The 14,506-nt window shown below is 49.6% G+C and carries 16 protein-coding genes and 2 pseudogenes; 5 read left to right on the top strand and 13 right to left on the bottom strand.

Annotated elements, in window-relative coordinates; genetic code table 11:
- Positions 1-3: 3 nt before the first annotated feature.
- The 3 genes from ACU8XX_RS16340 to rimO form a co-directional block, all read right to left on the bottom strand.
- Positions 4-333, bottom strand: coding sequence for a helix-turn-helix domain-containing protein (locus ACU8XX_RS16340; protein WP_001280945.1), 330 nt, complete (start codon positions 331-333; stop codon positions 4-6).
- Positions 323-709: a type II toxin-antitoxin system RelE/ParE family toxin gene (locus ACU8XX_RS16335; RefSeq protein WP_000539521.1), complete on the bottom strand. Its 387-nt coding sequence runs from the start codon at positions 707-709 to the stop codon at positions 323-325. Before ACU8XX_RS16335 ends, ACU8XX_RS16340 begins: the two co-directional genes overlap by 11 nt.
- A 225-nt stretch (positions 710-934) precedes the next feature.
- Positions 935-2,260 (bottom strand): 30S ribosomal protein S12 methylthiotransferase RimO, encoded by a 1,326-nt coding sequence (rimO, locus tag ACU8XX_RS16330; RefSeq protein WP_000049367.1) that lies wholly within the window; start codon positions 2,258-2,260, stop codon positions 935-937.
- Positions 2,261-2,472: 212 nt separating this feature from the next.
- Between rimO and bssR the strand changes: the two genes are divergently transcribed.
- Positions 2,473-2,856, top strand: coding sequence for a biofilm formation regulator BssR (gene bssR, locus ACU8XX_RS16325; RefSeq protein ID WP_000497137.1), 384 nt, complete (start codon positions 2,473-2,475; stop codon positions 2,854-2,856).
- A gap of 110 nt (positions 2,857-2,966) precedes the next feature.
- Positions 2,967-4,082, top strand: coding sequence for an aldose sugar dehydrogenase YliI (gene yliI, locus ACU8XX_RS16320; protein WP_000555031.1), 1,116 nt, complete (start codon positions 2,967-2,969; stop codon positions 4,080-4,082).
- On the opposite strand, the gene gstB is transcribed toward yliI, so the two are convergent.
- A complete protein-coding gene (gene gstB, locus ACU8XX_RS16315; protein ID WP_016241992.1) occupies positions 4,079-4,705 on the bottom strand; it encodes a glutathione S-transferase GstB in 627 nt (208 codons plus the stop codon). The two genes, yliI and gstB, sit on opposite strands and share 4 nt — an antisense overlap.
- A gap of 246 nt (positions 4,706-4,951) precedes the next feature.
- Here gstB and dacC point away from each other — a divergent pair, with 246 nt between their 5' ends.
- Positions 4,952-6,154 (top strand): serine-type D-Ala-D-Ala carboxypeptidase, encoded by a 1,203-nt coding sequence (gene dacC / locus ACU8XX_RS16310; RefSeq protein WP_001300708.1) that lies wholly within the window; start codon positions 4,952-4,954, stop codon positions 6,152-6,154.
- A 46-nt stretch (positions 6,155-6,200) separates the two neighbouring features.
- Here dacC and deoR read toward each other — a convergent pair whose 3' ends face one another.
- Complete coding sequence (gene deoR, locus ACU8XX_RS16305) at positions 6,201-6,959, bottom strand: DNA-binding transcriptional repressor DeoR (RefSeq protein ID WP_000450121.1); 759 nt, start codon at positions 6,957-6,959, stop codon at positions 6,201-6,203.
- A 57-nt stretch (positions 6,960-7,016) separates the two neighbouring features.
- Positions 7,017-7,613: an undecaprenyl-diphosphate phosphatase gene (gene ybjG, locus ACU8XX_RS16300; protein WP_001295291.1), complete on the bottom strand. Its 597-nt coding sequence runs from the start codon at positions 7,611-7,613 to the stop codon at positions 7,017-7,019.
- 284 nt (positions 7,614-7,897) lie between these two features.
- Here ybjG and mdfA point away from each other — a divergent pair, with 284 nt between their 5' ends.
- The gene (gene mdfA / locus ACU8XX_RS16295; protein WP_001180090.1) at positions 7,898-9,130 is read left to right on the top strand and encodes a multidrug efflux MFS transporter MdfA; all 1,233 of its coding nucleotides are present in this window, start codon (positions 7,898-7,900) and stop codon (positions 9,128-9,130) included.
- Positions 9,131-9,170: 40 nt separating this feature from the next.
- On the opposite strand, the gene ybjH is transcribed toward mdfA, so the two are convergent.
- The 5 genes and pseudogenes from ybjH to ACU8XX_RS16270 form a co-directional block, all read right to left on the bottom strand.
- Positions 9,171-9,455: a protein YbjH gene (ybjH, locus tag ACU8XX_RS16290; protein WP_000605478.1), complete on the bottom strand. Its 285-nt coding sequence runs from the start codon at positions 9,453-9,455 to the stop codon at positions 9,171-9,173.
- Positions 9,456-9,540: 85 nt separating this feature from the next.
- Positions 9,541-9,768 (bottom strand): annotated as a pseudogene (gene ybjI, locus ACU8XX_RS16285) (5-amino-6-(5-phospho-D-ribitylamino)uracil phosphatase); the annotation flags it as partial.
- A gap of 15 nt (positions 9,769-9,783) precedes the next feature.
- Positions 9,784-10,481 (bottom strand): IS1-like element IS1A family transposase gene (locus ACU8XX_RS16280; protein ID WP_103215986.1). Its coding sequence is split into 2 segments (ribosomal slippage): positions 9,784-10,232 and positions 10,232-10,481, totalling 699 coding nucleotides; the frame shifts between segments, so codons are not numbered across the junction.
- Positions 10,482-10,536: 55 nt separating this feature from the next.
- Positions 10,537-11,133: pseudogene (gene ybjI / locus ACU8XX_RS16275) on the bottom strand (5-amino-6-(5-phospho-D-ribitylamino)uracil phosphatase); the annotation flags it as partial.
- Positions 11,133-12,341 (bottom strand): MFS transporter, encoded by a 1,209-nt coding sequence (locus ACU8XX_RS16270; protein ID WP_000217864.1) that lies wholly within the window; start codon positions 12,339-12,341, stop codon positions 11,133-11,135. The gene ACU8XX_RS16270 and the pseudogene ybjI (ACU8XX_RS16275), both read right to left, overlap by 1 nt.
- Positions 12,342-12,424: 83 nt before the next feature.
- Here ACU8XX_RS16270 and rcdA point away from each other — a divergent pair, with 83 nt between their 5' ends.
- On the top strand, positions 12,425-12,961 hold the full coding sequence (gene rcdA, locus ACU8XX_RS16265; protein WP_001297003.1) for a DNA-binding transcriptional regulator RcdA: 537 nt from the start codon (positions 12,425-12,427) through the stop codon (positions 12,959-12,961).
- A 104-nt stretch (positions 12,962-13,065) separates the two neighbouring features.
- On the opposite strand, the gene ACU8XX_RS16260 is transcribed toward rcdA, so the two are convergent.
- Entirely contained in the window at positions 13,066-14,118 is a 1,053-nt protein-coding gene (locus tag ACU8XX_RS16260) for a phage integrase (RefSeq protein WP_000290937.1), read from the bottom strand.
- A gap of 188 nt (positions 14,119-14,306) precedes the next feature.
- Positions 14,307-14,498 (bottom strand): hypothetical protein, encoded by a 192-nt coding sequence (locus ACU8XX_RS16255; protein ID WP_001513672.1) that lies wholly within the window; start codon positions 14,496-14,498, stop codon positions 14,307-14,309.
- Positions 14,499-14,506 lie beyond the last annotated feature (8 nt).

Below are 14,506 nucleotides of genomic sequence, written 5' to 3'. Positions count from 1 at the left end.
ATTTTACTTTGCAAAAACTTCCGGCCCTTTTATTGCCAATGTATTCAAAATACGTAGTGCCGGGCCGCTCGGTTTTATTTCATTACGTTCCCATTTCGAGACACTTTCTTTTGACATTCCCATTGTATGTGCCAGCACGGATTGTGACATGCCGTATCGGGTGCGGATGGCTTTGATCTCTTCACCCGTCATTGATTTGACTTTGGCTATACGGGCGCTGACTTCACGGGCTTTGACCATGACGGCAATGGCATCAACCTCACTATCAGACATCAGGCCCAATGCATTCAGTTCCTTTGCATCTTCCAGCATCATTTGTAATTTATCGCTCATTTTTCACCTCAATCAAGAAGCCAGTTTCGATCAAATCCTCTATTTGCTTATTGCTAAAGGCCAGAAATGCATTTGCCATTTTTTTGTAGGCTGCCAGTTCATCATCTTCGATTTCTTTGGTTCCTTTACTGCTTAGACCACTCTTGGACCAACCATCATAAAAAAACACATGATTTGCTGATTTAAAAAAGATAATTGTTCTGGCTCCACCACTCTTTCCTTGTTGGAGGGGTAACCGTTTTTTGATGACACCGCTACCTAAATCAGCCTCCCATATGCCTTGCATCACTTCTTCAGCGGCAGCCATGAGAACTTTATCGTGAATACCAAGTTTTTTCGTGCTTTGGCTGAATCGCCTTGCCTTATACACACCCATACATCCATCCTTGTGGTAATGTTTACTATAGTAACCATTACGCTTATTTCAAGTAATTGCGATCAAAACTTTAATTTGGTGTGAAAAAGTGAGAGTTGCCTCGAGTACGATTCATTTTTCTCGATTTATGCGTCAGGGGATTTTGTGCGTAAGGGTAGGACATCGGGAAGGGTAGTAGAGGCAGATCGACGAACAATATCCTTGTTAGATCTGCCTTTAGATTAATTAAACCCGGCTACCCCACAAATCGTACTCATCGGCGTGCTCGACTTTCACACGCAGGATATCACCCGGCTTAACGTTGGTTTCACCATTGAGATAAACCGCGCCGTCGATTTCCGGTGCATCTGCCATGCTGCGACCAATCGCGCCTTCTTCGTCCACTTCGTCGATAATCACCAGAATTTCACGGCCCACTTTCTCTTGCAGGCGCTCGGCGGAAATCTGCTGCTGCAGCTGCATGAAACGGTTCCAGCGTTCTTCTTTAACTTCTTCCGGAACCTGGTCAGGCAGGGCATTGGCGTCTGCACCTTCAACCGGGCTGTATTTAAAGCAGCCAACGCGATCCAGACGCGCTTCTTTCAGGAAGTCGAGTAGCATCTGGAAATCTTCTTCTGTCTCGCCAGGGAAGCCGACAATAAAGGTTGAGCGTAGGGTCAGTTCCGGGCAGATTTCGCGCCACTGTTTGATGCGCGCCAGTTGGCGATCTACAGAACCCGGACGCTTCATCAGTTTGAGAATGCGCGGGCTGGCGTGCTGCAACGGAATGTCCAGATACGGCAGGATTTTGCCTTCTGCCATCAGTGGGATGACGTCGTCCACATGCGGATAAGGGTAAACGTAGTGCAGACGTGTCCAGATCCCCAGTTTCGATAACTGTTCGCACAGGCTGACCATGCTGGTTTTTACCGGCTCGCCGTTGTGGAAGCCAGTACGATGTTTAACATCAACGCCATAGGCGGAAGTATCCTGCGAGATCACCAGAATCTCTTTAACGCCCGCATCTACCAGACGTTTCGCTTCACTTAACACTTCGCCAATCGGACGGCTCACCAGGTCGCCGCGCATAGACGGAATAATGCAGAAGGTGCAGCGGTGATTACAGCCTTCAGAAATTTTCAGATAGGCATAATGACGCGGCGTCAGTTTCACACCTTGTTCTGGCACCAGGCTCAGGAATGGGTTGTGTTTCGGTTTTGGCACGTAGTGATGAACGTGCTCCAGAACCTGCTCATAGCTATGAGGCCCGGTGATTTCCAGCACTTTCGGGTGGACTTCGCGGATCTGATCTTCTTTTGCCCCCAGACAACCGGTCACAATAACCTTGCCGTTTTCATTCAACGCTTCACCAATGGCTTCCAGTGATTCTTGTACCGCGCTGTCAATAAAGCCGCAGGTGTTGACGATCACCATGTCCGCATCGTCATAGCTCGGTACCACGTCATAACCTTCAGTGCGGAGTTCGGTGAGAATACGCTCTGAATCAACAAGGTTTTTCGGACAGCCAAGGGAAACAAAGCCGATTTTCGGCTGGGGAGTTACTTTGCTCATAGCTTAAAAAATATTCAGTTACAGGAAAGGTCAGGGCAGGGATTCTACAGAGTTCTGGATAAAATTTGTATCGCAATCTCATTCGCTGGCGGAGGCGAAGGAAATGTAAATTTTGTTAATTCGGCGTGAAGAATTGATCCTGGACAGCATTTTGCTCAAAAAATAGCCATACTATTTAATTGCAACAAGGCTGGGAAGAGGAGGATCGAAGTATGTTCGTTGACAGACAGCGAATCGATCTGCTGAACCGGTTGATCGACGCACGCGTTGACCTCGCCGCATACGTGCAACTGAGGAAGGCAAAAGGATACATGTCCGTCAGCGAAAGCAATCATCTACGAGATAACTTTTTTAAACTGAATCGCGAACTGCACGATAAATCGCTGCGGTTGAATCTTCATCTGGATCAGGAAGAGTGGAGTGCTCTTCATCATGCTGAAGAAGCATTAGCGACAGCCGCAGTATGTTTGATGAGTGGGCACCATGATTGCCCGACTGTTATTACCGTCAACGCCGATAAGCTTGAAAATTGTCTGATGAGCTTAACGCTGAGTATCCAGAGCCTGCAGAAGCACGCCATGCTTGAGAAGGCCTGAAAACTAAGGGGGAGAAAGCGTCTCCCCCTTCATGTTTAAGTTTTTGTAAAAATGAATTTGTTATCTCCTCCACTGACTACGCTTTAAGCCAGAGTCAATCCGGAGGCGTTATGCATCGACAATCCTTTTTCCTTGTGCCCCTTATTTGTCTTTCTTCCGCTCTCTGGGCGGCTCCTGCAACGGTAAATGTCGAAGTACTGCAAGACAAACTCGACCATCCCTGGGCACTGGCCTTTTTACCCGATAATCACGGTATGTTAATCACTCTGCGCGGCGGCGAGTTGCGTCACTGGCAAGCAGGAAAAGGATTATCTGCGCCGCTTTCCGGAGTTCCGGACGTTTGGGCGCACGGGCAGGGCGGCCTGCTGGACGTGGTTTTAGCGCCTGATTTTGCTCAGTCTCGCCGCATCTGGTTAAGTTATTCCGAAGTTGGCGATGATGGCAAAGCCGGAACTGCTGTGGGTTATGGCCGCTTAAGTGATGATCTCTCAAAAGTGACCGACTTCCGCACCGTCTTTCGCCAGATGCCAAAACTGTCAACCGGCAACCATTTTGGCGGGCGGCTGGTATTCGACGGTAAAGGTTATCTTTTTATTGCTCTGGGCGAAAACAATCAGCGCCCGACGGCGCAGGATCTGGATAAATTACAGGGCAAACTGGTGCGTCTGACCGACCAGGGCGAAATCCCGGATGATAATCCTTTTATAAAGGAATCCGGTGCGCGCGCCGAGATCTGGTCTTATGGCATTCGTAATCCGCAAGGAATGGCGATGAATCCGTGGAGTAATGCACTGTGGCTGAATGAACATGGCCCGCGCGGTGGTGATGAAATTAATATCCCGCAAAAAGGCAAAAACTACGGCTGGCCGCTGGCAACCTGGGGAATCAACTATTCAGGCTTTAAGATACCGGAAGCGAAAGGGGAGATCGTCGCCGGGACCGAGCAACCTGTTTTTTACTGGAAAGATTCGCCCGCTGTGAGCGGCATGGCCTTCTATAACAGCGATAAATTCCCCCAGTGGCAGCAAAAATTATTTATTGGCGCGCTGAAAGATAAAGATGTCATTGTGATGAGCGTCAACGGCGACAAAGTGACAGAAGATGGCCGTATTTTAACGGACAGAGGGCAGCGAATTCGTGATGTTCGCACTGGACCCGACGGTTATTTATACGTTCTCACCGACGAGTCCAGTGGGGAATTACTTAAAGTTAGCCCACGCAATTAGCTAACGGGAATCATCACCACTTTGCGCACTGCGGGGCGTTCAGTGAGTTGCTGATACCAGCGTTGCAGATTTGGACGCGGTGTCCAGGTCAGGCCAACGTTAAACAAATTGTAGATGAACGGTGCGATAGCGATATCGCCCACACCAAACTCGTCGCCAGAGAACCATTTTACTTTTGCCAGTTCCGCATCGAGCAGGGCAAACAGGGCGTCGCACTCTTTGCAACTGGCATCAATGGCGGCCTGATCGCGCTCTTCCGATGGTGTTCTGACTAATCCCATCAGGATCCCGCGATGAGCATTACTGAGCGTCTGGTTTGCCCAGTCCATCCATTTTTCCGCTTCCGCACGACGTGCCGGTGAGTCGATCCACAGGCGTTTTTGCCCGTACTGTGCCGCCAGATAGCGGACAATGGCGTTTGATTCCCAAAGAATGAGATCACTTTCGTCGTCACGCAACAACGGCACCAGCCCGTTAGGGTTCATCGCCAGAAAATCAGCATCGTGATTTATCCCAAACTCACGGCCCGCGAGAATTTGCTCATAAGGTAGTTCCAGTTCTTCGAGCGTCAGCAATACTTTTTTTACGTTAGTTGAATTATTCCGACCCCACAGCGTAATCATACTCACCCCTTTTCCGACAGGCAGCCACAGGCTGAACAGGACTCCGATGGTGAAGTAAAGTTAACTTTTAAGCAACAGCTGGCAAAAAAATGACACCAGAAGCAGCGAAGCGGCAGGATATTGCATAAACTTTAAAAACTTTACCAACTTACGGTTTCTTTAAGTTTGTGTGTGCGTTATTAATCACCGAACTTATCATACGGCGATATAACGTATTTTTTTTGAATGGATACTCGGGTGGCATTTATGACGCAATACTCCTCTCTCCTTCGTGGTCTTGCAGCGGGTTCTGCATTTTTATTCCTTTTTGCCCCAACGGCATTCGCGGCGGAACAAACCGTTGAAGCGCCGAGCGTGGATGCGCGTGCATGGATTTTAATGGATTACGCCAGCGGTAAAGTGCTGGCAGAAGGCAACGCGGATGAGAAACTGGATCCCGCGAGCCTGACTAAAATCATGACCAGCTATGTGGTTGGGCAGGCGCTTAAGGCCGATAAGATTAAACTCACCGATATGGTGACGGTCGGTAAAGATGCCTGGGCGACGGGAAATCCGGCACTGCGTGGTTCATCGGTAATGTTCCTCAAACCGGGCGATCAGGTTTCGGTGGCAGACTTGAACAAAGGTGTGATTATCCAGTCCGGTAATGACGCCTGTATTGCGCTGGCCGATTACGTTGCCGGGAGCCAGGAGTCATTTATTGGTTTGATGAATGGTTATGCCAAAAAACTGGGTCTGACCAACACTACCTTCCAGACGGTGCACGGTCTGGATGCGCCGGGGCAGTTCAGTACCGCGCGCGATATGGCATTGCTGGGCAAAGCATTGATCCACGATGTGCCGGAAGAGTACGCCATTCATAAAGAGAAAGAGTTCACCTTCAACAAAATTCGTCAGCCTAACCGTAACCGTCTGCTGTGGAGCAGCAATCTGAATGTTGATGGCATGAAGACAGGAACCACGGCAGGCGCGGGATATAATCTGGTTGCTTCGGCTACCCAGGGCGATATGCGTTTAATCTCCGTAGTGCTGGGGGCGAAAACCGACCGTATCCGTTTTAATGAGTCTGAGAAATTATTGACCTGGGGTTTCCGCTTCTTTGAAACTGTGACGCCAATTAAACCTGATGCCACCTTTGTGACTCAGCGCGTCTGGTTTGGTGATAAGAGCGAAGTGAATCTCGGGGCAGGCGAAGCGGGCTCCGTGACCATACCGCGTGGGCAGCTGAAAAACCTGAAAGCGAGTTATACGTTAACGGAACCGCAGCTTACCGCACCGCTGAAAAAAGGTCAGGTTGTCGGGACCATTGATTTCCAGCTTAACGGTAAATCCATTGAGCAGCGTCCGCTGATCGTGATGGAAAATGTGGAAGAGGGCGGATTCTTTGGTCGGGTGTGGGATTTCGTGATGATGAAATTCCATCAGTGGTTCGGCAGCTGGTTCTCTTAATCTTCTGATAACCGGATGGCGCGAAACGTCATCCGGTTATACGTCATTAATACATCAACTTAATGCGCTGCGTCTGCGCGTACTTCACATACTCATCTTCCGGGCAACAATCGCTCACCACAATATCAAAGCGTTTCAGGTCACCCATGCGCGCCGGACGCACCTTGCCAAATTTACTGTGGTCGACAACCAGCACATGCTTTTGCGCCATCGACATGGCCCAGTGTTTTACCGGCAACTCTTCAAGATTAAAACAGGTAGCGCCTTTACTGACATGCACGCCCGCCGCAGAATAAAAAGCGATATCCGGGCAAAAATTATTCAGCGTTTGCTGAAAATCGATGGGTTTGAAAATGGCGTTGCTGGCGTGAAATTCACCACCGCAAAGAAACGCGCGGCAATGGGGTTTCTCTTTCAGCGCCAGAAAGGTATTTAGCGAATAACAAACGGCGGTAAAAGGGATTTCATTATCAATCGCTTCAATAATCCACGGCGTGGTGGTGCCACAGTCAAAAAAGAGGGTCTGATCGGGTTCTACCAGCGTCGCAGCCAGTTTTGCCGCCCGGCGTTTTTCTTCCACCAGGCGGGATTTTTGATCGCTTAACAGGTAATGGCTGGCACTGCGCGGTTCCAGAACAATATAGCCGCCGAGCAAAACGACGGGCGCACTGTGGTTGTTCAGATCGCGACGAATCGTCATCTCCGAAACCCCAAGCAGGGCGGCGGCGTCTTTAAGATGTAACTTATCGCTGCGTTTTAATTCTTGCAGCAGCTGCCCGATACGCTCTTCGCGACGTGTTTCCATAATCCCTCTGAATAGTTATTGAAGCGAGCCGCTCAATACTACACTTTTTAGCAGAGATCAGTCACGCACCCAGCCTTTGCGGATCGGTAATGCAAAACAGACGCGATACCACGATTGCAGACGTTGATAGAGTTTATGCCCCATCGCTTGCCAGATAATCTGGGCACTAAGGCAGCCAATCATACCTGCCAGCAATCCACCGAGCATATCCAGCGGCCAGTGGACGCCAAGATAAACGCGCGACCAGGCAATGACGACGGCCAGCACCATTAAAAGTGAGCCGGACCACAGGCGATGCCAGCATAAAAATGCCAGTGCAAAGGTGAAAATCACCGTACCGTGATCGCTTGGGAATGAGTCATCCGCCGCATGATGCAGGAAGTTATAGCCGATATTTTCGACAAAGGGTCGGTCGTGCGGAAAAAGATGTCCCATCGTCCAGGACACAAACAGGCTGACCGCCAGCGCGATAGCGATTTTTATCACCAGTTGCCGTTGTGCTGTAAGCCCCCACAACCAAAGTACCACGGCCAGCAACGGCACCACGGTAATCAAATCTTTAGCAATAAAAATCGCCAACGAGATCATCCACGGAGCCGAGTCTGGCGTCGCGTTAATAAGAGAGAATAGAGAGAGATTCAAATTTTCCAGCATAACTTCCCGACGCAAAGTGATTAAAAGGGAGCCAATACAGGCAAGTCGTTGAGAATAAAGTGCAGGTTAAACTGGGTAAAGCGGCATCGTCTTATTTCCCTCAAGCGGCCTGTTTACGGTGGGTGATTGTAACGGGCATAGGTTAAATAAAACTTAAAGAAAGCGTAGCTATACTCGCAATAATGTAAGAATGTGCTTAACCGTGGTTTCAGCTACAAAATTCGCTTTCTCGTTAGCTGCGCTTTTATTAAACTCTGCGCGATTATTATTGGCGAAGAAATTGCATGCAAAATAAATTAGCTTCCGGTGCCAGGCTTGGACGTCAGGCGTTACTTTTCCCTCTCTGTCTGGTGCTTTACGAATTTTCAACCTATATCGGCAACGATATGATTCAACCCGGTATGTTGGCCGTGGTGGAACAATATCAGGCGGGCATTGATTGGGTTCCTACTTCGATGACCGCGTATCTGGCGGGCGGGATGTTTTTACAATGGCTGCTGGGGCCGCTGTCGGATCGTATTGGTCGCCGTCCGGTGATGCTGGCGGGAGTGGTGTGGTTTATCGTCACCTGTCTGGCAATATTGCTGGCGCAAAACATTGAACAATTCACCCTGTTGCGCTTCTTGCAGGGCATAAGCCTCTGTTTCATTGGCGCTGTGGGATACGCCGCAATTCAGGAATCCTTCGAAGAGGCGGTTTGTATCAAGATCACCGCGCTGATGGCGAACGTGGCGCTGATTGCTCCGCTACTTGGTCCGCTGGTGGGCGCGGCGTGGATCCATGTGCTGCCCTGGGAGGGGATGTTTGTTTTGTTTGCCGCATTGGCAGCGATCTCCTTTTTCGGTCTGCAACGAGCCATGCCTGAAACCGCCACGCGTATAGGCGAGAAACTGTCACTGAAAGAACTCGGTCGTGACTATAAGCTGGTGCTGAAGAACGGCCGCTTTGTGGCGGGGGCGCTGGCGCTGGGATTCGTTAGCCTGCCATTGCTGGCGTGGATCGCCCAGTCGCCGATTATCATCATTACCGGCGAGCAGTTGAGCAGCTATGAATATGGCTTGCTGCAAGTGCCTATTTTCGGGGCGTTAATTGCGGGTAACTTGCTGTTAGCGCGTCTGACCTCGCGCCGCACCGTACGTTCGCTGATAATTATGGGCGGCTGGCCGATTATGATTGGTCTGTTGGTCGCTGCTGCGGCAACGGTTATCTCATCGCACGCGTATTTATGGATGACTGCCGGGTTAAGTATTTATGCTTTCGGTATTGGTCTGGCGAATGCGGGACTGGTGCGATTAACCCTGTTTGCCAGCGATATGAGTAAAGGTACGGTTTCTGCGGCGATGGGAATGCTGCAAATGCTGATCTTTACCGTTGGTATTGAAATCAGCAAACATGCCTGGCTGAACGGGGGCAACGGACAGTTTAATCTCTTCAACCTTGTCAACGGAATTTTGTGGCTGTCGCTGATGGTTATCTTTTTAAAAGATAAACAGATGGGAAATTCTCACGAAGGGTAAAAAAATGCCTGACTGCTTTGTGCGATCAGGCATTCTCGAATTAATGGTGATGGTCGTCAATCTGGTGTTCGATAACCATCCCTTCACCTACGCTGGCAAGATGGCGAGCATAAGGATGCGGGCGGTAAGCCGGAGCTGGCGCAGGAGCCACATAGACGGTTTGCGGCACAGTCGCGACGCTGACCGCTTGTGGAACGCTGACTGAATCAGGAACTACAACCACTTTGTATCCACTCGGCACATCGACGGTGACACTTTGCGCCATCGCCACACCAGTAAAGCCCATTAAAAGCGCGCCCAACAGTAGACAATTTTTCATAATCATTTCGCCTGAAATAATGCAGCGGGTTAATTTCCGCGAATTATGCAGCCTTCATTCAGGTATTGTGTTGCCGGGCGTGCTGCCGTTTTTATTGGTCAAATGGCGCTTCGTATTTAAGCACTTTATCGATCACATCCAGTACGCCTTCACGGTTATTGGAGCCTGCCCGGTATTTTGCCGCTGCGACGACCGCGCTGCCGGCATTTTCCATTGCAAAACTAAAGCCTGCCTGACGCAGCATCTCAATATCGTTACCGCCATCGCCAAAGACCACCACTTCGCTGTCGTCTATTCCCCATAATTTCTGCAGTTGGCGGGTAATGACTCCAACTTATTGATAGTGTTTTATGTTCAGATAATGCCCGATGACTTTGTCATGCAGCTCCACCGATTTTGAGAACGACAGCGACTTCCGTCCCAGCCGTGCCAGGTGCTGCCTCAGATTCAGGTTATGCCGCTCAATTCGCTGCGTATATCGCTTGCTGATTACGTGCAGCTTTCCCTTCAGGCGGGATTCATACAGCGGCCAGCCATCCGTCATCCATATCACCACGTCAAAGGGTGACAGCAGGCTCATAAGACGCCCCAGCGTCGCCATAGTGCGTTCACCGAATACGTGCGCAACAACCGTCTTCCGGAGCCTGTCATACGCGTAAAACAGCCAGCGCTGGCGCGATTTAGCCCCGACATAGCCCCACTGTTCGTCCATTTCCGCGCAGACGATGACGTCACTGCCCGGCTGTATGCGCGAGGTTACCGACTGCGGCCTGAGTTTTTTAAGTGACGTAAAATCGTGTTGAGGCCAACGCCCATAATGCGGGCTGTTGCCCGGCATCCAACGCCATTCATGGCCATATCAATGATTTTCTGGTGCGTACCGGGTTGAGAAGCGGTGTAAGTGAACTGCAGTTGCCATGTTTTACGGCAGTGAGAGCAGAGATAGCGCTGATGTCCGGCGGTGCTTTTGCCGTTACGCACCACCCCGTCAGTAGCTGAACAGGAGGGACAGCTGATAGAAACAGAAGCCACTGGAGCACCTCAAAAACACCATCATACACTAAATCAGTAAGTTGGCAGCATCACCCAGTTGGCGAAGGCCATTGGCTTTATGTACGCCGGGGATAATCAGATCGATGCTGCCGTTGCCGGTGTGGACTGGCACCATAATATCGCCGATGGCCTCATGTAATGCTTTTTGTACTTGTGGAATCAGTTCATCGGAAAGATTCAGGCCAAACTTAAAGAAAATATCTTCTAAGTTGTCAAAGTTATCGACGTATTCCAGACGGTGATAATACATTTCCGCCACCGTTTTCATGGCATCGTCATATTTTTTGAGCGTATAGGCGCTATTTTTTCCGCAGGCAATAATTTCCACTTCCGGGCGCGTCAGCAAATGTTCCACGACAGTAGTAAAGGCATCCTTCGACAGCTCGCCATTAAAAACATCTTTGCCTTCACTCACTACCCAGCCGCCGTTTTCAGCCACAAAGGCAATTTCATTAGCAATTTCAGGGAAGAAAGAGATCAACTGATAATATTGATTCCCGCTGGCGACCACAAAGCGAATGCCTTGTGCTTTCATTTGCTGATACTGAGCCATAAACCGCTCACGGTTATAGGTTTTTTGATCGCTTAAGAAAGTACCATCCATGTCTACCGCAATTAATTTAATGCTCATCAACTATTCTCCATCGCCGTCTGCGTTTTGGTATCGGGTTTGGCGACGGCTTTCGCGACAATAGCCGCGAGAATAACCAGCGCCAGTACAACCAGCATTGCACTACGTAATCCATAATGTTCGCCGAGATAGCCCAGCAGCGGCGGCCCGACGAGGAAAGCCAGATAACCGGTCGTTGCTACCACACTGACGCGGGTTGGTGCATCGGGGCCGGTATCGCTGGCGGCAGAAATGGTCAGCGGGAAGCCCAGCGAGGCACCCATTCCCCAGAGTACAACAGACACCCCAGCGACCCAGGCGCTATCGACAAAAATAATCAGCCCAATACCCAACGCCCCCATTAGCGCACTGGCCCGAACCACGGCAACGCGACTGTAACGGTCGATGAACCAACCGCCAGTGAAGCGTCCAACGGTCATCCCCAGGGTAAAACCGGCATAAATCAGCGAGCCGGAAGTGGGGCTAAAACCGTGACCGTCAACCATTAATAAGGGTAACCAGTCGTTGGCAGAACCTTCGGCAAAGGCCATCGCCAGCACCACAACACCAATCAGCAGCAACTGGATATCGCGATAAAAAGGTACGCCTTTTTCGCCATGCTGGGTGCCATCGGCAGCATTTTTGCCCGTACCGTCAGGGATTGCCTGAATGGCGATATAAATAGGCGCGATACCTACCAGCGCCGCCAATAAAATGTGCACCGTTGCCGGAACGCCAAAGGCCGTCAGTGCCATCCCGACACCAGCGCCTGCCAGCGTGCCCAGGCTATAAAAACCGTGCATCATCGGCAAAACCGTTTTATTCATTTCTCGCTCAACGGCGGCACCTTCAACGTTTATCGCCACTTCCGCAGAACCAAAACTTGCCCCAAAGACGCCGAGACCAACGGCAAAGAGCAGGGGCGATGTCAGCCAGAGTGCCAGACTTAATATCATCATCCCGATCAATGCGCAGGACATCGTGACCAGGATGACATTACGTGTCCCAAAGCGTTTCACTAACCACGCCGAGCAGAGAATACCGCTCATCGAACCGATCGACAGACCAAAGAGAACACCGCCCATTTCAGCGATCGAGACAGAGAGAATATCGCGGATAGCAGGCGTACGGGTTGCCCAGGACGCCATTAACAGGCCTGGCAAAAAGAAGAACATAAACAGCGCCCAGGTTCGGCGTTTCAATGCATTACGTGAAGAATTTACGGTCATAGATCACGTCAAAATAAGAAGAGGGAAGACAACATTAGCAAGGTTGTGTACATTTGTACACAATTGCAGACAGAGGAAATGACATGCGTCGCGCTAACGATCCGCAACGGCGAGAAAAAATTATCCAGGCCACGCTGGAGGCGGTGAAACTTTACGGAATACATGCTGTTACGCACCGCAAAATTGCTACCCTTGCCGGGGTACCGTTGGGATCGATGACCTACTATTTTTCAGGAATTGATGAGTTGTTGCTGGAGGCGTTCAGCAGTTTTACTGAGATTATGTCCCGGCAATATCAGGCATTTTTTAGCGATGTTAGTGATGCTCAAGGCGCATGCCAGGCTATCACCGATATGATCTACAGCTCACAGGTTGCAACGCCGGATAATATGGAGCTGATGTACCAGCTCTACGCGCTGGCTAGCCGAAAACCGCTATTAAAAACGGTAATGCAAAACTGGATGCAGCGCAGTCAGCAAACGCTCGAACAATGGTTTGAACCCGGAACCGCCCGCGCGCTTGATGCGTTTATTGAGGGGATGACGCTGCATTTTGTCACCGACCGTAAGCCGCTATCGCGCGAGGAGATTTTGAGGATGGTTGAGAGGGTTGCAGGGTAGTAGATAAATTTTAGATAACAAAAAACCCATTTATGTAAATGGGTTAGTGAAAACAACGACTTGCAAGATAATCAATAAATTAGGTTGGTGGTCAGTGGTGGTTATTACGGGGTAATGCCAACCGCTGCCGCCACTTTGTCGCCACTTGGCAGCGTTGCCAGAGGATTGAAACGGAGCGCCGTTTCCAGATGATCCGGTGCCAGATGTGCGTAACGCATAGTCATTTTTATATCGTGGTGTCCGAGAATTTTTTGTAAGGCCAGAATGTTTCCACCCGACATCATGAAGTGCGCCGCAAACGTATGGCGCAGAACGTGTGTGAGTTGACCGCGAGGGAGCACGATAGACGTTTTTTCCATCACGGATAAAAATTGAAAATAGCAGTCTGTGAAGAAATTGAACCCATCAAGCGCCATGATCTCTTCGTAAAGCTCTTTACTGATAGGGATGCTTCTGTTTTTCTTCCCCTTCGTTCTTACAAAGGTAATTCGGTATTTGGTCACCTGTGAACGAGTAAGATTTACGGCTTCTCGCCAGCGTGCGCCTGTGCTTAAGCATATCTTAACTACCAGTGCCAGAATTGGGTCCTGACGTTTGCAATCAGCCAGTAATTCAACAATCTGCTCATGGGTAAGCCATGCCATCTCTTTTTCTGCGATGGTGAATTTTCGCATGTTCTCCAGTGGGTTCGGATACGACCATTCGCCCAGGCGGGATAGTTCGCTAAAAACACTACTTAGATAGCTTTGCTCCAGGTTAATGGTGACCGGGCTTGCTCCTTTCTTCCATTTCTCGCTGAAGTAGATCTCACCTGTCAGGCGTTTATCTCGATAGTGGGCAAACATTTTAGAGGTGAGATCAGTTGCAAGGGGATTGCCCAGAGCGTCAACCATCAGCAGCAATTTGTCATAGACATGCTGCCCAGCAGTCAGTGATTTACCATGTAGTTTGAACCATAGCTCAACCACGTCTTTCAGTGTTCGACGATCCACTGATTCACCTAGCCAGGGCTTTGCTTCGGTTTCTTCCATCGTGTGACGCTCAAAAGCCAGTGCTTCGCCTTTGGTGGCGAATTGTTTACGCACACGACGCCCACTACGTCCGGCGGGGTAACATTCGCAAAGCCATTTTCCTGTGGTGAGTTTTCGTACAGCCATAAAAAATGCCCTCCAATAGAGAGCATTTTTACTGTATGTATAACCAGTGTCAATGTATGAAATCCTGCGACCATACATCTCACTGAAGCCATAATGAAGTAGGCTATTCTTTTTGCTATGTGATCATGTAACTTTTGCGGTTAACCTGTGGCTCATTTTTATTTTAGGCGCAGATATAAAAGCAAAAGTTATCGTGAGTTTTTAGTACAGATTTTTTTGGATTTACTAATAGTTCCATCATTGCAAACGAATTTGCCATCAGAGGTACAGTGAGAAACACCTCCCTTTTTCCCTGAGCAGGGATAATTTCTAGCATAGGTAGCTAGTGGGTTTAATAACAAAGAACATGACAAAACCACAAAAAATACCTTACCAAGCATAATTTCCT

The organism is Escherichia sp. MAL-1 (assembly GCF_052948035.1).
Note: the sequence above shows the minus strand (reverse complement) of the source record. Positions and strands in the feature narration are given on the sequence as shown.